Below are 17,118 nucleotides of genomic sequence, written 5' to 3' on the forward strand. Positions count from 1 at the left end.
GGTTCACTGCAGAACGTCGTCCCCGCCATCAGGTGCCGACGGCGTGCTCCACGACGCGGGCCCAGCGCTCGAGGAGGCTCTGGGCGACGTCCAGGTCGTCCCCCTCGGCCCACAGGTGGGTCACGGCCTCGGCGGGGTCGGGCAGGATGAGGGCCCAGCCGCCGTCCTCCTCCACCACCCGGACGCCGTCGGTGGTGTCCAGCTGATGGCCGTCGGCGGCCTCCACCACCGACCGCATGACCGCCCCCTTGGCGGCCCACGGCGTCGGCACGGTGCGCTTGAGCATCTTGGCCTGCGGGATGCGCGCGTCGATCTGGCTGAGCGACAGGCGGGTGCGGGCGACCAGCCCGAGCAGGCGCAGGAAGGCGGCCAGGCCGTCCACGGTGGGCGCGAACTCCGGCACGATGAAGCCGCCGCGCCCGTCGGCGGCGAAGATCAGCTCGGGGTCGGCCGCCGCCGAGGTGAGCGCGTCCAGGGCCGTCGAGGTCCACTGCACCTGGGCGCCGTGGAACCGGCACACCTGCTCGGCCACCCGGGTGGTGGTCACGGGAAGGGCCACCCGCCCGCCGCGCCGCTCGGCCGCGACGAGGTCGAGGACGACCAGCTGCGCGCGCTCCTCGCTGATCAGCTGGCCCATCTCGTCGACCAGGGAGATGCGCTCCCCGACCGCGTCGAACCGGACGCCGAACGCGGCCCTGGAGGATCCGACGAGCTCGGCCAGGCGCTGCAGGTCCCTGCGGCGCTCGGCGAGGGTCTCGGTCGGCGAGGCGTCGTCCAGGCGGTTGTTCACGGTCAGCACGTCCACGCCGACGCGGCCGAGCAGGCTGGGCAGGACCAGCGAGGAGGTGCCTCCCGCGCAGTCGATGACGACCTTCATCTCGGCGTCGCGCACGCCGGACATGTCGATCCAGCGCAGCAGCTCGCGGGTGTAGTCCTCGACCGCCCTGGCGGGGAAGCTCAGCTCGGCGATCTCCCCCGGGAAGGCCCGCCGGAACTCCTGGCGGGAGAAGACGCGCTCGAGCTTGCGCTGCGCGCCCTGGGACAGGTCGGCGCCGTTCTCGTCCATGAAGATGATGTCGACGCTCTGCGGATCGCCTGGGGTGGTGCGCAGCGCGATGCCGCCGGAGGCGGTCTCGTTGGAGGTGTGGAAGCGGGCGACCGGCAGCGGGGCGGCCTCCAGGTCGAGCACGTTGATCGCGCTCGCGTTGAGCGCGCTGATCACCGCGCGCTTGAGCGCGCGGGCGGCCCGGGAGGAGTCGCGCGAGGTGATGACCGACGCGCCCTTCTTCAGGGTGGTCGCGTAGGCGCTCGCCAGGCGCACGCACAGCTCCGGGGTGATCTCGACGTTGACCAGGCCGGAGACCCCGCGCGGCCCGAACAGGCTGCGCTGGCCGCGCGACTCCCAGATCACGCTGGTGTTGACCACCGCGCCCGCCTCGATCGTCTTGAACGGGTAGATCTTGACCCCGGAGGAGACGTAGGCCTCGGCCTCGATGACGCACTCGTCCCCGACGACGGCGTTCTCCTCGATGCGCGCGCCGGTCATCACGTCGGTGTTCTTGCCGATCACGCAGCCGCGCAGGTGGGCGCTCGGCCCGATGTAGACGTTGTCGTGGACGACGGCGCGGTGCAGGAACGCGCCCTCCTTGACCACCACGTTGTCGCCAAGGACGGTGTACTCCCGGAGCTCGGCGCCGGCCTCGACCTTGGCGTAGCCGCCGATGTACAGCGGGCCCTTCAAGATCGCGTCCGGGTCCACGGAGGCGCCCTCGGCCACCCAGACGCCCGGCGAGAGCTCGAACCCGTCGGCGTCCAGCTTCACCCGGCCCGACAGGGCGTCCGCCTGGGCCTTCAGGTAGCTCTCGTGGGTGCCGATGTCCTCCCAGTAGCCGCTCGCGACGTAGCCGTACAGCGGGGCGCCGCGGGCGAGCAGCTTGGGGAACACATCGCCCGACCAGTCGACGGGCACCCCCGAGGCGACCTCGTCGAGCACCTCCGGCTCCATGACGTACACGCCGGTGTTGACGGTGTCGGAGAACACCTGGCCCCAGGTGGGCTTCTCCAGGAACCGCTGCACCCTGCCCTGCTCGTCGACGATGATGATCCCGAACTCCAGCGGGTTCGGCACCCGTTTGAGGCCGATGGTGACCAGGGCGCCGTTCTCCTCGTGGAACCTGATCATGTCGGTGAGGTCGATGTCGGTCAGGGCGTCGCCGGAGATGACCAGGAAGCGCTCGTCGCGCAGCTTGTCGGCGGCGTTCTTCACGCTTCCCGCCGTGCCGAGCGGGATCTCCTCGGTCGCGTAGTGCAGGCTCATGCCGAGCTCGTCGCCGTCGCCGAAGTAGTTGCGCACCAGGGCGGCCAGGAACTGGACGGTGACGACGGTCTCGGTGAAGCCGTGCCGCTTCAGCAGGCGGAGCACGTGCTCCATGATCGGCCGGTTGACTACGGGTAGCAGGGGTTTGGGCTGGTTGGCGGTCATCGGCCGCAGCCGAGTCCCTTCCCCGCCCGCCATCACGACGGCCTTCACAGATCACCCTCCGGCTGTTTCGTCACGGTGGGCGCCCGGTCGTGCTCGCGCGGGCAGTCGCCTGCGGGGACCCGCCGGAGCGGACCCCGCGATCGCTCATGCCCGGCTCGCCCCTCCGATGAGCCGGCGCCCTTGAACCACGTACAGCGCCCCCGCCCACCAATACAGACCTGTTCCCCATATGGCAAAGGCCCATCCCATGATCCGGGCCACGTCGGCGTACCAGCCCTCATGGGAGGCCAGGAACAGCAGCGGGAAGGCGTAGAGCAGGCAGGCGGTCGCCGCCTTGCCCAGGAAGTGGACCGGCAGCGCGGGGCCGAAGCCGTGCCTGCGCAGGACGGGCACGCCGAGGAGCAGCACCACGTCCCTGCCGATGATCAGGGCCGCCAGCCACCAGGGCATGACCTCGCGCAAGGTCAGGCCGATCAGCGTGGCGAGGATGTAGAGGCGGTCGGCGACCGGGTCGAGCAGCCGGCCGAGCCTGCTGGTCTGGTTCCAGGCCCTGGCCAGCTTGCCGTCGAGCCAGTCGGAGAAACCCGCCAGCATGAGCAGGATGAGCGCCCACCCGTCGGCCTTGGGCCCGAGCACCAGCCACAGGAAGAGCGGCACGCCGAGCAGCCGGAGCATGCTCAGCACGTTCGGAACCGTCCAGATCCGGTCCTCCGCCGATTTCACCCGTGACTCCCCTCGTGAACCTGCTGCCGACCCTACCGGGGCGCGGCGCCCGGCGGCGGTGCGGGCGAGCTCGCCACGGCCGTATGGTGAAAGCACAGGTCCCTCCGTGCGGCCGGGTGGCGAGACGGTCCAGATTCAGGACGAAGACGGCATCCTCCCCAAGGTGGAGATGGCATCCTCCAGAGGACCATGAGATCGGCCGGACGGTGGAAGCGAGCGGACCGTTTTGTTCTTTAATGTCAGTGCCATGGCCAATGATGCAGCCCTCTTCTTCCGGCAGTTCGTGCGATCACCCGGCACCACGGGGGCGGTGGCGCCCAGCTCGCGCCGCCTGGCGAAGGTCGTCACCACACCGGTGCCCGAGCGTGGCGAACCGGTCATCGTCGAACTGGGGCCGGGGACCGGCGTGTTCACCAACGAGATCCAGCGGCGTCTGGGCGGGCGGGGCCACCATCTGGCCATCGAGATCAACCCCCTGCTCGCCGCGCGGCTGACCGAACGGCACCCGGGGGCCAACGTGATCGTGGCCGACGCGGTGAACCTGCCCCTGCTGCTGGCCAAGCACGGCCTGGAGAAGGCCGACGTGGTGGTCAGCGGGCTGCCGTGGGCCGCCTTCCCCGCGGCGCTCCAGGACAGGCTGCTCGGGGCGATCAGCGAGGTGCTCACCCCGGAGGGGGCCTTCACGACGTTCGCCTACGTGCACGCCCGTACGCTCCCGCCCGCGATCCGCTTCCGCCGCCGCCTGCTGGAGGCCTTCGAGGAGGTCGTGCCGAGCCGCACCGTCTGGGGCAACGTGCCCCCGGCCTTCGTCTATCACGCGCGGCGCCCGCGCCACTGACACCGCGCTCCCGCCTCGCCCCCGGACCGAACGTTGTTCTACCATTGCGGCCCGACGGGATTGGAGTGATCACGGTGGACTACACGCTTCCTGAGAGCGCCCGCGACGTCCAGCGGGGCATCGCCGGCATCTGCTCGCGGTACGACATGGACTACTGGCAGCGGTGCGAGGCGGAGAAGCGGTGGCCGGAGGAGGTGTGGGCCGAGCTGGCCAAGGGCGGCTGGCTGGGCCTGGCGGTGCCGGAGGAGTACGGCGGCGGCGGCCAGGGCCTGCTGGAGCTCGCCGTGGCGACCGAGACCCTGTCCGCCTCCGGCTCGGCCGGCGGCTCGGCGTTCACCTACGTGCTCACGCCGGGCTTCGGCGCGCTGACCCTCGCCCGCCACGGCACGGCCGAGCAGAAGTCGGCGCTGCTGCCCAGGCTCGCCACCGGGGAGGTCGAGACCTGCTTCGCGCTCACCGAGCCGGACGCGGGCTCCAACGCGCTGGCCATCTCCACCTCCGCCCGCCGCGACGGAGACGACTACGTGATCAACGGCCAGAAGATCTGGATCACCGGCGTCCAGCGGGCGAGCTGGATGCTGCTGGTGACCCGCACCATCCCCGCCGCCGAGGCCAGGCCGCGCAGCAACGGCCTGACGGTGTTCCTGGTCGACGTGCGCGAGGCGGTGGCCAGGGGCGGGCTGTCCTACCGCCCGATCCCGAAGATGGGCGCCAACACCACCCCGTCGAACATGGTGTTCCTGGACGATCTGCGGGTGCCGGCCACCAGCGTGGTCGGCGAGGTGGACCAGGGGGCGGTCGTGCTGTGGGACATCCTCAACCCCGAGCGGATCCTGCTGGCCGCCAGCGCGCTCGGCGGCGCGGAGGTGGCCCTGCGGGTCGCGGTCTCCTACGCCAAGGAACGCGAGGTGTTCGGCCGGCCCATCGGGGCCAACCAGGCGATCGCCTTCCCGCTCGCGCAGGTCAAGGCCAAGATCGAACTGGCCAGGCTCATGCTGTACAAGGCGGCCTGGCTGTTCGACCGGCAGGAACCGTGCGGCACCGAGGCCAACATCGCCAAGCTCACGGCCTCGCAGGCCGCGTGGGAGGCGGCCGACCACGCGTTCCAGACGCACGGCGGGATGGCGTACTCGCTGGAGTACCCCGTCGCGCGGCTGCTCGCCGACGCCCGCATCGGCAAGGTCGCACCGGTCACCGAGGAGCTCCTGCTCAACTATCTGGCGACCCAGGTGCTCGGCCTGCCCCGCAGCTTCTGAGGTCCCCGCAGCTTCTGAGCTTCTGCGCGACCGGCCCGCCATGCCTCACGGCATGGCGGCCTCCACCAGGGCGTCCACGAGGCGGTTGTCCTCCCCGCGCTCCGGGTGCCACTGGACGCCCACGCAGAACCGGTGGCCCTGGAGCTCCACGCCCTCGATGATCTGGTCGTCGGCCCAGGCGACCGCCAGCAGGCCGTCGCCGAGACGCCTGAGGGCCTGGTGGTGGGGCATGGCCACCTCGATGCGGTCGCCCACGGCCTTGCCGACCTTGCTGGACACGCTGACCTGAATGACGTGCGGCGTGGTGGCGGCGTGCCGCTCGTGGTGCACCGCGTCGGGCAGCCACCGGATCAGCGTGCCGCCGAGCGCGATGTTCAGGATGTGCATGCCACGGGCCACGCCGAGCACCGGGATGCCGGCCTGGATCGCCGCGCCGGCGAGCGCGATCTCGAACCGGTCGCGGCGGGGCTGCGGCTCCTCGACCCGCTCGTCGCGCTCCTCGCCGTAGGAGGCGGGGTCGACCTCGACGCCTCCGGCCAGGATGAGCCCTGACATGCCGCGCACGTAGCCGTCGATCGCGCCCAGGCTCAGCGGCGGTATCAGCACCGGGGCGCCGCCGGCCTTGTCCACCGCCTTCGCGTAGGCGGGCGGCGAGAGGATGGCCTCGCGTACCCAGGTGCCCCAGCGGGCGGCGTCGAAGTAGGTGGTGATACCGATCAGTGGTCGGGACATGCGGTCTCCAGGGGCTCGCGCAAGGTCGTACCGCCAAACCGCAGCGGCACCCAGCCCATTTGCAGTGGCCAACCCATCATGGCGCACAACATTTCGGGTATGGCACCTATCCGGGTATCAGTCCCGTCACTTCCACCCCATCCGTCCCGTTGGTCCCACCTGTCCGCCCGCTCGCCCGCTCGCGCGGGGCCTGCGCCGGGGCGGCCTCCCGGCCCTGCGGGCCGGCGCCATTCACGGCGGCCGGACCGTTGCACGGGGAATGACCAGGGAAAAGGAATGCCGATAAAGGCGAATGTGATTCCCTTTCATCTCCACTCCACACCCTCCCGATCGCCCATTACGTGGAATCACGCACCGATTACGAACAGTTCCCTTTCACGGCACCTTGTGGTGAAACGGTTGTGAGGCTCACGAGGGAATGGAAGACTCTATTTCGAGCGATCGGTTGAGCCGGGACCGCCGGACGCTCGCGACCCGGACCGTCAGGGAGGTGGAACAACAAGATCGGATGCTGAATCCGGTCATTTAGGGTGGCGTCAACAAATGTCGTTGAATCCGCGTCTCGTCAAGGAGAGCTTCTCCGCCCTCGAGCCCGTCATGGGCAAGGCCGTCGCCTACTTCTACGGGCGGCTGTTCGCTGAGAGCCCACAGCTGCGGTGCATGTTCCCTCCCGCCATGGACGTCCAGCGCGACCGCCTGTTCGGCGCGCTGACCCGCATCGTCTGGAGCCTGGACAGCCCGGACAGCCTGAGTTCCTACCTGGGCCAGCTCGGCAGGGACCACCGCAAGTACGGCGTACTCGCCGAGCACTACACCGCCGTGGGCAGCGCGCTCCTGGCCACGATCAGGCGCTTCGCCGCCGACGCCTGGACCTCGGAGGTCGAGGCCGCCTGGGTCGCCGCCTACACCACCGCGGCCAACATCATGATCGAGTCCGCGGAGAGCGACGCGGGCGTCTCCCCCGCGTGGTGGCTGGCGGAGGTGATCGACCACGAGCTGCGCACGCCCGAGATCGCCGTGATCACCCTGCGCCCGGGCGCGCCCATGCCCTTCGTCCCGGGGCAGTACGTCAACGTGCAGGTCGCCCGCTGGCCGCGGGTCTGGCGCACCTTCTCGATCGCCAACGCGCCACGCCCCGACAACACCATCCGGCTGCACGTGCGCGCCGTGTGCGGCGGCTGGGTCAGCACCTCCCTGGTCTCCCACACCCGGATCGGCGACACCGTGCTACTCGGCCCGCCCGTCGGCACCATGGCGCCCCCCGCGCAGGACTCCACCCGCGACATCCTCTGCGTCGCGGGCGGCACCGGCCTGGCCCCGCTCAAGGCCATCATCGAGCACGTCATGGCCTCCGGCCACCGGCCCAACATCCACCTGCTGTACGGGGCCCGCACCGCCGCCGAGCTGTACGACCTGGACGACCTGATCCGCATGGAGGCGACCTACCCCTGGCTGCGGGTGCTGACGGCGGTGTCCGGCCAGCCGGCCTACGACGGCATGCGCGGGCTGCTGCCGGACGTCGTGCGGCGCTTCCACTCCTGGGCCGACCACGAGGTCTACGTCTGCGGGCCCTCGCCCATGGTCGCCGAGACCGTGCGCCGCCTCCAGCACGACGGCGTGCCCCTCGCACGCATCCACCGGGACCCCACACAGGAGGTGCGCCGGCCGATCTCCCGCGATCAACCAGATATCGCGGGACGATACGGGCGAACTGATCAACCAAATCCCGTGGAGTCCGGCGGCCACTCCGGCAACGTGACACGATGATGCCGATCCGCGCGCAGCGGCCGACCACATCGATCGGGCCACCACGCCGGCCGGGGGACCGGCGATGCGAGCCCGGCATCGCGAAAGGAAGGGGCGATCATGCGGCGCACCCTGCTCGCCGCCGTGACCCGGCGGCCCGCTCCCCCTGTCGGCACCGCCCTTCTCATCGCCCCGGCGGTGCGCTGACCGTCATGGCCCGACCGGTCACGCTCGTGACATTCGTGCTGCCCAGCACCTTCTGGCACTGGGGCAGCGGGGCGACCGAGGTCCGTGTCTTCGCCGTCGCCGACTCCGACGAGGGCCGCCCGACGCTCGGCGCGGCCCTGCACACCCTGCGCCGCACCCACCCGATGCTCGAAAAACGCCTGTGCGACGAGTACGGCGGGATCCGCCGCCACATCAGCATGTTCGTGTGCGGGGAGAACGCCCGCCGCCTGGGCGGCCTCGAGTGCGCCTTACCCCCGGGCGCCGAGGTCTACGTCCTGCCCGCCCTCTGAGGCGATCACGGCGCCCACCCCAGGAAGCCGCCCGGCCGACCCGGCCTGAGCGCAGGGCCACACGGCGCGGACCGTCAGGGGGCGACGCGGCCCGGACGTCAGGGGGCGACGCGGCCCGCGGCGTTGAAGGCGGCATGGGTGAGCGGCATCAGCCCGGCCCAGATCGCCTCCATCTTCTCGGCCACCATCTCGATCTCGCGCTGCGGGAACGACGGCACGTTCGCGCGCTCGTCCTTGGTGCGCAGGGACAGGAAGTGCATCAGCGAGCGGGCGTTGCACGTGGCGTACATCGAGGAGAACAGCCCGACGGGCAGCACCGCCCGCGCCACCTCCCGGGCGACCCCGGCCGCCAGCATCTCCTGGTAGGCGGCGTAGGACTGCCGGTAGGACTGCTCCATCGCCTCGGTCACCAGCTTGTGCTGGTCGTCGCTGCCCTCGACGAACTGGTAGCGGCCCGGCTTGCCCTCCTGGACGAGCTTCCGCGCCCGCCCCGGCACATAGAAAACGGGCTGAAGCTCCCGATATCTCCCGCTCTCCTCGTTGTATGACCAGCCGACCCTGTGGCGGTGGAATTCGCGGAAGACCAGGATGGGGGCGTTGATGAAGAAGGTCATCGAGTTGTGCTCGAACGGGCTGCCGTGCCGGTCGCGCATCAGGTAGTTGATCAGGCCCCTGGAGCGCTCAGGGTCCTGGCCGACCGCCTCCAGCGACTGCTCCCCCGCCGTGGAGACCCGCGCGGCCCACACCACATCGGAGTCGGCCGCGCTGTGCCTGACCAGCTCGACCGTCACATCGCTCTCGAATCTCAAAGCTCGGCTCCCCCCGTCGTTCACGACCGCCCACATCGTAGTGGAGGCGGGCGCCGGGCACTCAGGTGATGTCGCGGCGGATGGTGGTCGCCGACGCCACGACCGCGAAGAGCAGCGCGTACCCGACGAGCAGCGCGGCGCCTCCCCAGGCCGGCAGGTAATCCCCGCCGAGCGGCGAGGAGACCCCGTACACCGCCTGGGCGGCCCCGCCGGGCAGCCACTTGCCGACGCTGGGCAGCAGGGCGACGAGCAGGTTCTCAAGGACGTAGACCCAGCCGATGCCGACCACGATGGCGGCGACCTGGTTGCGCAGCAGGGACCCGAGGGCCAGGCCGAGGATCGTGTAGAGGGCCATGGCGGCGACCACCCCGGCGCACAGGCGCACCACGTCCCCGTCGATCAACGACAGGCTCCCGCCCTTGATCAGGAGCGCCGGGACCCCGACGGCGAAGGCGAGGGCGATGCCGGCCGCGCCGAAGAACAGGCCCACGCCCGCGCAGGCCACGAGCTTGGCGGCGACCACCCGCTGCCGGCGCGGCGTCACCAGGAACGTGTGCGTGATCGTCTGGAAGCGGTACTCCCCCGTGATCAGGAGGGTGCCGATCACGAAGGCGAACACCAGCCCGACCCCGGCCTGGCTGAAGAGGTTCTTCACACCATCCGGGTCGGTGATCGGGGGCGCGCCCTGCATACCCGACAGCAGGCTCAGCGCGACCAGCCCGATCGCGGTGAAGCCCAGGGAGAGCGCGAGCATGCCCCAGACCATGCGGGTGGTGAACACCTTCTGCAACTCCGCCTTGACCAGCCGGATCACGACGTGCCTCCAGGGGTCTCGGTCAGGGCGGGGACGGGGTCCGGGCCGGGGGGCGCGGCCGGATCGCCGGTGAGCTCCAGGAAGACCTGTTCGAGGTCGGACCGCTGCCTGACCAGCTCCGACAGCACGACGAGCTCGTCCAGCGCCGCCTGGCCGACCGTCTCGGGCTGCGCGCCGTGGACCAGCAGCACGCCGCTCTCCGGGCATTCCACCGTGGCGCCCGCCGCCTCCAGGCGGGGACGCAGCCGTTCGACCTCCGGTCCGGACACCCGGACCCCGCGGTCGCCGTTGGACGTCAGCTCGGCAAGCGTGCCCTGCCTGATCAGGCGACCCTTCGCGATGATCACGACGTCGTCCACCGTCTGCTCCACCTCGGCCAGGACATGGCTGGACACCAGCACGGTGCAGCCCTGGTCGTCGGCGAGGAACCGCAGGAAGCCGCGCAGCCACTGGATCCCGGCCGGGTCCAGGCCGTTGGCCGGTTCGTCGAGGATGAGGATCTTCGGCTCGCCGAGCAGCGCGGTGGCCAGGGCGAGACGCTGGCGCATGCCCAGGGAGAAGCCGGCGACGCGCTTGCCCGCCACGTCGGCGAGGCCCACCTGGCCGAGCGTCTGGTCCGCACGGGCCGCAGGCAGCCCCGCGGCGGTGCACAGCACTCGCAGGTGGTTGCGGGCCGTACGGCCGGGGTGGAAGCTCGTGGCCTCCAGCACCGCGCCGACCTCCGACAGCGGCGCGGCCAGATCGGTGTACCCGCGGCCGTTGATGAGCGCCTCGCCCGAGTCGGGCGTGACCAGGCCGAGCAGGGAACGCAGCGTCGTGGTCTTCCCGGCCCCGTTCGGGCCGAGGAACCCGGTGACGGTGCCGGCCTCGACGGTGAAGGACACGTCGTCCACGGCCCGGACCGCCCCGAACGACTTGGACAGGTTACGGATCTCGATAGCGGCCATCAGAGGCGATTATCGTGCGGGTTGATCGGCGTGCCTAGCGATTCCGGCCGATATAGACCACAACGATATGCCGGGCCCTACAGCCGGTACACGCGGCGGGCGTTGCCGGACCCGATCATGTGGGCCACGCGGGCCGCGTCGCCGGGGCTCCACTCGCCCTCGTCGAGCCGCGCGGCGAGGGCGCGGGTCAGGCCGCGCCGGAAGTACAGGGCCCCCAGGTGGCACATCTCGGCGACGCCGTGGCAGTCGGAGCTGAACATCAGCTTGTGGTACGGGACCAGCTCCAGCAGCTCGCCGATGATCGCCGCCGAGCCCGAGGCCGTGGAGGTCAGCGCCAGCCCGACGTCGACGTACACGTGGGGGAACACGCTGGCCAGGTAGGCCGCCTGCCGGTGGAAGGGGTAGCAGTGGAGCAGGATCACCGGGACCCCGACCGGTCGCAGGGCCCGGATGAAGCCGGTCATCAGCGCCGGGTCGGACCGGTGCAGGTCGATGCCCGGATCGCCGTACCCGGTGTGGAACTGCAGCGGCAGCCCCCGCTCGCGGGCGATGTCGACGGCCGTCCAGAGCAGGTGGCGCAGCAGCACCGGGTCGGCGAGCCGCTCCTTGGGGTCGGCGAGCCGCCGGCCGGCCGCGGCGATGACGGTGCCGCGGCTCGGCCGTGCGGGCGCGAAGTCCAGGCCGTACCGGTAGGCGATGACCGACTTCAGGCCGACCGCCTTGGCCGCCCGCGCGGCGAGCCGGTCCTGCAGGGCGTCGAGGTAGCCGACGACGGTGAGGCCCTCCTGGGCGACGTCCTCCTCGACGCGCTCGAGCCGGACGAGCTCGTCGGCGGCGGCGCCGCCGAGCCGTCCCATCTCGGCCGCCGACAGCAGCTCGCGGCCGCCCCGCCCGCCGTCGACGAGGAAGGCCACGACGCCGGCCGCGCGCAGGAGCCGCGTGTTGGCCTCCTGCGCGCCGAGCTCGGCCCTGCGGGCGAGGTAGACGGCCGGGGGCGCGTGCGGTTCCAGCCCGAGCACGGGGGCGCACCACCGCCGGATCGCCGTGCCGACGGGGGTGTCGAAGTGCGTGGTCCCCGGAGGCGCCGGAGTGCCGGCCTCGGTGATCAGGAGCTCGAACCCCGCCCGGGTGAGCTCGTCGCGGCGCACGCCATGGCAGTGATGGTCCACGAGCGGGGCGAGCAGCGCGGCCGCCACCGCGTCGGGGACGGTGGCCGGCAGCCTGCCGTCGTGATCCATCGGCCACCTCACCCCGCTCGTCGGTCCTGGACGCGGGAAAGCCGCCGGGGGGGGCGGGGCCCCGCGGCCGGGGGGGGGCCCCCCGCGCCCCCGGGGCCCCCCCCCCCCCGGCCCGCGCTGCCTGTGGACTCTACGGCCGAGCCCACCACCCGGCCGGGAGTTCTGTCCTGCCTTTACTTAAGCTCGGCAGAGCCGCAACACGTTGGCGATGATCTGGGCCCCGGCGCCGCCCTCCGTGGTGAGGATGGACTCGGGGTGGAACTGGACGGCGAAGCGGCGGTTGGCGGTGTCCTCGATCGCCATGACCGCGCCGTCGGGGGTGAGCGCGGTCACCGTGAAGCCCTTCACCCCCGGCTGCTTGGCGTGCAGGGAGTGGTAGCGGGCGGCGGTGAACTCCTGCGGGAGCCCGTCGAGCAGGGCGCTCTCGCCCACCCGGGCGACCTGCCCGCGCTTGCCGTGCTCGGGGTGCGGCAGCAGGGAGAGGGTGCCGCCCGCCTGCTCGACCATGGCCTGCAGCCCGAGGCAGACCCCGAAGACGGGGAGCCCTCGCGCGTAGAGGGCGTCCACGAGGGCCGCGCTCCCGAAGTCGGAGGGCCAGCCGGGGCCGGGCGAGAGCACGACCATGTCGGGCGCGACCTCCTCCAGCATGGCCAGGGGGAAGCCGTGGCGCAGCGTGACGACGTCGGCGCCCTGCTGGCGGAAGTAGTCGGCGAGGGTGTTGACGAAGGAGTCCTCGTGGTCCACCAGCAGGACCTTCATGCCCTCGCCCTGCCGTTCGGCCCGCGGCGCGCGGGCGGCGCGCGCCTGGGGGGCGCCGACGGCGGCGAGGGCCCCGAGCAGAGCGCTCGCCTTCAGCTCGGTCTCGCGTTCCTCGGCGGCGGGGTCGGAGTCGAACAGCAGCGTGGCGCCGGCGCGGACCGTCGCCACGCCGCCGCGGATCTGGGCCGTGCGCAGGGTGAGGCCGGTGTTCATGGAGCCGTCGAAGCCGAGGTAGCCGACGGCGCCGCCGTACCAGCGCCGGGAGGTGGCCTCGTGGTCCTCGATGAACTGCATCGCCCAGGTCTTGGGCGCGCCGGTGACGGTGACGGCCCACATGTGGGTGAGGAAGGCGTCGAGCGCGTCGAACTCGGGGCGCAGGCGGCCCTCGATGTGGTCGACGGTGTGGATGAGGCGGGAGTACATCTCGATCTGGCGGCGGCCGATGACCTGGACGCTGCCGGGGACGCAGACGCGCGACTTGTCGTTGCGGTCGACGTCGGTGCACATGGTCAGCTCGGACTCCTCCTTCACCGAGCTGAGCAGGGTGCGGATCGCGTCGGCGTCCTCGACGGGGTTGGTGCCGCGGGCGATCGTCCCCGAGATCGGGCAGGTCTCGACCCGGTCGCCCTGGACGCGGACGTACATCTCGGGGGAGGCGCCGACCAGGTGCTCTCCCTCGCCGAGGTTGAACAGGAACTCGTAGGGGGCGGGGTTGATGAGGCGCAGGCCCCGGTAGAACCCGGCGGGGTCGGCGCAGGGGGCGTGGAACACCTGGCCGGGGACCACCTCGAACAGGTCGCCGCGGCGGAACTTCTGCTTGGCGGCCTCGACGACGGCGGCGTACCCGCCCGGCTCGGGGTTGCCGGGAAGGGCGGCGGGCGCGGGGGGCAGCGGGACCGTCTCGCCGGTGCGCCGCAGGCCGCGGGTGGAGACGCCGTCGACGGTGAACTCGTAGAGGTACTCGCGGCTGGTCTCGCGCTTGCGGTCGATCACCATGACGCGGTCGGGGAGGTGCAGGACGAGGTCGCGCTGGTCGGCGGCGCGGTCGAGGACCTGGCGGATCGGCTCGAACTGGAAGGCCAGGTCGTAGCCGAACGCGCCGTACAGCCCGAGGTGCTCGTCCTCGCCTGCGAAGGCGGCGATCACCTCGCGGATGGCGGTGAACACCGTGGGGCGGCGGCTGCGCATCTCCTCGGGCAGGATGTCCTCGGACTCGGCGACGTGCACCTCGACGTGGTCGAGGGTCGGCTCGGAGGTCGTCTTGCCGGCGGCGAGCAGGCAGGAGGCGACGGCGGGCAGCACGACCCTGCCGCGCTCGTTGAGCGCGCGAGCGGAGATCTTGCGGCCGCGGGCCACGATCTCCAGCACGGGGTCGACATAGGCGAGGTGCCATCGGCTGTACCGGCCGGGGTACTCCATGCCGGAGGAGAGCACGCCGCCGCGGCGCTCGCCCAGCGAGGAGACGACCTCCTCGAGCACGGACTCCGGAACATCGGCGGTCGTCACCTCGACCTCGATGCCGCCAGCGGTCGTATATCCGCTCGTGTCCACCCTTGCCTCGCCCTTCTCGATCTTCGATTGGCCCCGGGCGGGCATGAAGAAGGCCGCCTCCCGGGGCGGCCATCTGTAAAGATGCGAAACACGCGCCGCCTAGAAGCGGCGCCACCACGGAGCAGGTGAGATGGTTCGCATGGCCCAAATGCTAGCGGCATCGGTGGCGTCCCGCCACTTGTTCGCCCGGCCGCCGCGCTGTGGACCTCAGGCGGGAGTGTGACCTTCATCACAGCGTTCGCCGCTCGATAGCACTAGTATGTTACCAGGAAGTAAAGCGCCGCTTACATGAATTGGGGTACGTCTCCGGTTAGAGCGAGGAGCGCGCATGGGCCGGATTCCGTTCAGGGTGGTCGTCCACAAGGATCTGCGAGTCCCCATGCCCGACGGTGTCCTGCTGCTGGCCGACCGCTACACGCCGATCGGGGCGGAGAGTCCCCCGACCATCCTCATCCGGTCCCCCTACGGCAGGCGCGGCCTGTTCGGGTACGCCTACGGCCGGGCCTTCGCGCGCCACGGCTTCCAGGTGATCCTGCAGAGCTGCCGGGGCGGGTTCGGGTCGGGCGGCGAGCTGTCGCCGCTGGACGAGCAGGACGACGGCCTGGCGACCGTCGAGTGGATGCGCGACCAGCCGTGGTACGGCGGGAGCTTCGCCATGCACGGGCCGAGCTATCTCGGCTACGCCCAGTGGGCCATCGCCCCCTACGCCGGCCCCGACCTCAAGGCCATGGCGACCCAGGTGACCGCCTCCCAGTTCCGGGACGCCGCCTACGTCGGCGGATCCTTCGCGCTGGAGGCCACCTTGAGCTGGAGCACGCTGACGGCGATGATGTCCGGCCCGCTCAGCGGCGCGGCCGTGTTCTTCGCCCCGCGCCGGACCCAGCGGGCCGTGCTGTCCGGCAGGCCGCTCGGCGAGCTGGACCTGCTGGCGGCCGGCCGCTCGCTGCCGTTCTTCCAGGAGGTGCTCACCCACCACGCGGACCCGGCCGTGCCCTTCTGGAAGAAGAGGGACTTCTCGGCCACCGTGGGCGAGGTCGACGCGGCGGTCACCATGACCGGCGGCTGGTACGACGTCTTCCTGCCCTGGCAGCTGAAGGACTACATGGCCATGCGGGCCGCCGGGCGGCAGCCGTACCTGACGATCGGGCCGTGGCACCACGCCGACGTGCGGCACGGGCGGCTGGCCAACCTCGACGCGCTGGCCTGGTTCCGCGCCCACCTGCTCGGCGACACCTCCGGCCTGCGCGTGAGCCCGGTCCGGCTGTTCGTCACCGGCGCCGGCGAGTGGCGCGACTTCCAAGACTGGCCCGTGCCCGGCATGCAGCAGCGGCGCTGGCACCTGCAGCCGGGGTTCGGGCTCGCGCCGGACAACCCCGCGGACGCCGAACCCGACCGTTACCGCTACAACCCGGCCCGGCCCACTCCCGTCGTCGGCGGCCCGACGCTGCTCGGCAACTCCGCGCCGCGCGACAACCGGCGCCTCGAGGCGCGGGACGACGTGCTCGTGTACACCGGCGACACGCTCGGCGAGGACCTGGAGCTGATCGGCCCGGTGACGGCGGATGTGTTCCTGCGGTCCAGCACCCAGCACACCGACCTGGTGGTCCGCGTGTGCGACGTCCATCCGGACGGCTCCTCGCTCAACGTCTGCGAGGGCGTGCGGCGCCTGGTGCCGGGCACGCCGCCCGCCGACGACGAGGGCGTGCGCCGCGTCGAGGTGGAGCTGTGGCCGATCGCCCACCGGTTCAAGCGGGGCAACCGCATAAGGGTCCACGTGGCCAGCGGGGCCTACCCGCGGCTGGCCCGCAACCTTGGAACCGGCGAGCCGCTGGGCACAGGCCATACGGCGGTGGCGGCCGACCAGGAGATCTTCCACGACCCGGCGCATCCCTCCGCGGTGATCCTCCCCCACCTCCCCGGCTGACCCTCCCCCTCACCTCCGTGGCCTGCGGCGTCGCTCGCCCGCCTCGTGTGATAAGTAAGTGGTTACCAAGCAAGCCCGTCCCGGGGAGGGGCCATGGAGCCGGCGAACACCGAGTTCGAGCTGCGCGGGGTCAACCACCTGGCGCTGGTCTGCTCCGACATGAAGCAGACGGTCGACTTCTACTCCGGCGTCCTCGGGATGCCGCTGGTCAAGACCATCGAGCTGCCCATGGGCTGGGGCCAGCACTTCTTCTTCGACTGCGGCGGCGGCAACGCGCTGGCCTTCTTCTGGTTCCCCGACGCGCCGGAGGCCGTGCCCGGCGTCTCGGCGCCAAGGACGCTGCCCGAGCGCGGCGAGCTGCTGTCGGCCATCGGCTCGATGAACCACGTCGCCATCGACGTCCCGCCCGAGCGCATCGAGGAGTACCGCGACAAGCTCCTCGCCAAGGGCCTGGACGTCGGGGTCGTCCTCAACCACGACGACAGCGAGTTCGGCGTCTCGCCCGAGATGCACGACGGCGTGTTCGTCCGGTCCATCTACTTCAAGGACCCCGACGGCATCCTGCTGGAGTTCGCCGCCTGGACCCGCGACCTGAGCGAGACCTCCGCCGTGCGCCACGAGCCGAAAACCGCCGCGGACCGCACCGTCTGACCGGTTTCCCTGACCATTTCTCACCGCTCGTCGCGCCGACAAGTCCGTTCGGCGATTGGTGAGTTGCGCGATCTCACCGCGAAATTACGCTTCCGGACAACCGAATGACTAGCCTGATCAGGCTAGTCAC

At 71.4% G+C, this 17,118-nt stretch carries 14 protein-coding genes; 6 read left to right on the top strand and 8 right to left on the bottom strand.

Features of this window, described 5'->3' with window-relative positions; genetic code table 11:
• Positions 1–28 precede the first annotated feature (28 nt).
• Together MYF83_RS02825 and clsA are read right to left on the bottom strand one after the other, a co-directional pair.
• Positions 29–2,530 carry a mannose-1-phosphate guanyltransferase gene (locus tag MYF83_RS02825; RefSeq protein WP_248958548.1) on the bottom strand — a complete coding sequence of 834 codons (2,502 nt, stop codon included), beginning with the start codon at positions 2,528–2,530 and terminating at the stop codon, positions 29–31.
• A 96-nt stretch (positions 2,531–2,626) separates the two neighbouring features.
• Positions 2,627–3,205 (bottom strand): cardiolipin synthase ClsA, encoded by a 579-nt coding sequence (gene clsA, locus MYF83_RS02830; protein ID WP_372500078.1) that lies wholly within the window; start codon positions 3,203–3,205, stop codon positions 2,627–2,629.
• A gap of 247 nt (positions 3,206–3,452) precedes the next feature.
• On the opposite strand from clsA, the gene MYF83_RS02835 reads away from it, so the two are divergent.
• Positions 3,453–4,043, top strand: a complete 591-nt coding sequence (locus MYF83_RS02835; protein WP_248958549.1) for a class I SAM-dependent methyltransferase — start codon at positions 3,453–3,455, stop codon at positions 4,041–4,043.
• Positions 4,044–4,117: 74 nt separating this feature from the next.
• Complete coding sequence (locus tag MYF83_RS02840) at positions 4,118–5,299, top strand: acyl-CoA dehydrogenase family protein (protein WP_248958550.1); 1,182 nt, start codon at positions 4,118–4,120, stop codon at positions 5,297–5,299.
• Positions 5,300–5,344: 45 nt separating this feature from the next.
• On the opposite strand, the gene MYF83_RS02845 is transcribed toward MYF83_RS02840, so the two are convergent.
• Positions 5,345–6,031 (bottom strand): gamma-glutamyl-gamma-aminobutyrate hydrolase family protein, encoded by a 687-nt coding sequence (locus MYF83_RS02845; protein ID WP_248958551.1) that lies wholly within the window; start codon positions 6,029–6,031, stop codon positions 5,345–5,347.
• Between the two features lie 543 nt (positions 6,032–6,574).
• On the opposite strand from MYF83_RS02845, the gene MYF83_RS02850 reads away from it, so the two are divergent.
• Both MYF83_RS02850 and MYF83_RS02855 read left to right on the top strand, forming a co-directional pair.
• Entirely contained in the window at positions 6,575–7,798 is a 1,224-nt protein-coding gene (locus MYF83_RS02850; protein ID WP_248958552.1) for a globin domain-containing protein, read from the top strand.
• 191 nt (positions 7,799–7,989) lie between these two features.
• On the top strand, positions 7,990–8,295 hold the full coding sequence (locus MYF83_RS02855; RefSeq protein ID WP_248958553.1) for a ubiquitin family protein: 306 nt from the start codon (positions 7,990–7,992) through the stop codon (positions 8,293–8,295).
• A gap of 98 nt (positions 8,296–8,393) precedes the next feature.
• On the opposite strand, the gene thyX is transcribed toward MYF83_RS02855, so the two are convergent.
• From thyX to MYF83_RS02880, 5 genes are all read right to left on the bottom strand, one after another.
• Positions 8,394–9,104, bottom strand: coding sequence for an FAD-dependent thymidylate synthase (gene thyX / locus MYF83_RS02860; RefSeq protein ID WP_248958554.1), 711 nt, complete (start codon positions 9,102–9,104; stop codon positions 8,394–8,396).
• Between the two features lie 61 nt (positions 9,105–9,165).
• The gene (locus tag MYF83_RS02865; protein ID WP_248958555.1) at positions 9,166–9,918 is read right to left on the bottom strand and encodes an ABC transporter permease; all 753 of its coding nucleotides are present in this window, start codon (positions 9,916–9,918) and stop codon (positions 9,166–9,168) included.
• Positions 9,915–10,865 carry an ABC transporter ATP-binding protein gene (locus tag MYF83_RS02870; RefSeq protein ID WP_248958556.1) on the bottom strand — a complete coding sequence of 317 codons (951 nt, stop codon included), beginning with the start codon at positions 10,863–10,865 and terminating at the stop codon, positions 9,915–9,917. Before MYF83_RS02870 ends, MYF83_RS02865 begins: the two co-directional genes overlap by 4 nt.
• 77 nt (positions 10,866–10,942) lie before the next feature.
• Positions 10,943–12,103, bottom strand: a complete 1,161-nt coding sequence (locus MYF83_RS02875; RefSeq protein WP_248958557.1) for an amidohydrolase family protein — start codon at positions 12,101–12,103, stop codon at positions 10,943–10,945.
• Positions 12,104–12,280: 177 nt separating this feature from the next.
• A complete protein-coding gene (locus MYF83_RS02880) occupies positions 12,281–14,458 on the bottom strand; it encodes an anthranilate synthase component I (protein ID WP_248958558.1) in 2,178 nt (725 codons plus the stop codon).
• A gap of 283 nt (positions 14,459–14,741) precedes the next feature.
• Here MYF83_RS02880 and MYF83_RS02885 point away from each other — a divergent pair, with 283 nt between their 5' ends.
• Positions 14,742–16,337: a CocE/NonD family hydrolase gene (locus MYF83_RS02885; protein ID WP_248958559.1), complete on the top strand. Its 1,596-nt coding sequence runs from the start codon at positions 14,742–14,744 to the stop codon at positions 16,335–16,337.
• Positions 16,338–16,430: 93 nt separating this feature from the next.
• Positions 16,431–16,988 carry a VOC family protein gene (locus MYF83_RS02890; protein ID WP_248958560.1) on the top strand — a complete coding sequence of 186 codons (558 nt, stop codon included), beginning with the start codon at positions 16,431–16,433 and terminating at the stop codon, positions 16,986–16,988.
• The last annotated feature ends 130 nt before the right edge of the window (positions 16,989–17,118 follow it).

The sequence above is a fragment of the Sphaerisporangium perillae genome (genome assembly GCF_023276435.1).
In the GTDB taxonomy this organism is placed as follows: Bacteria; Actinomycetota; Actinomycetes; order Streptosporangiales; family Streptosporangiaceae; genus Sphaerisporangium; species Sphaerisporangium perillae.

Bases quoted from the DNA above. Each gene is read 5' to 3' on its own strand.
- MYF83_RS02835 (WP_248958549.1), top strand. From the start codon at position 3,453: ATGGCCAATGATGCAGCCCTCTTCTTCCGGCAGTTCGTGCGATCACCC.
- MYF83_RS02845 (WP_248958551.1), bottom strand. From the start codon at position 6,031: ATGTCCCGACCACTGATCGGTATCACCACCTACTTCGACGCCGCCCGC.
- MYF83_RS02850 (WP_248958552.1), top strand. From the start codon at position 6,575: ATGTCGTTGAATCCGCGTCTCGTCAAGGAGAGCTTCTCCGCCCTCGAG.
- MYF83_RS02855 (WP_248958553.1), top strand. From the start codon at position 7,990: ATGGCCCGACCGGTCACGCTCGTGACATTCGTGCTGCCCAGCACCTTC.
- MYF83_RS02870 (WP_248958556.1), bottom strand. From the start codon at position 10,865: ATGGCCGCTATCGAGATCCGTAACCTGTCCAAGTCGTTCGGGGCGGTC.
- MYF83_RS02875 (WP_248958557.1), bottom strand. From the start codon at position 12,103: ATGGATCACGACGGCAGGCTGCCGGCCACCGTCCCCGACGCGGTGGCG.
- MYF83_RS02880 (WP_248958558.1), bottom strand. From the start codon at position 14,458: ATGCCCGCCCGGGGCCAATCGAAGATCGAGAAGGGCGAGGCAAGGGTG.
- MYF83_RS02885 (WP_248958559.1), top strand. From the start codon at position 14,742: ATGGGCCGGATTCCGTTCAGGGTGGTCGTCCACAAGGATCTGCGAGTC.
- MYF83_RS02890 (WP_248958560.1), top strand. From the start codon at position 16,431: ATGGAGCCGGCGAACACCGAGTTCGAGCTGCGCGGGGTCAACCACCTG.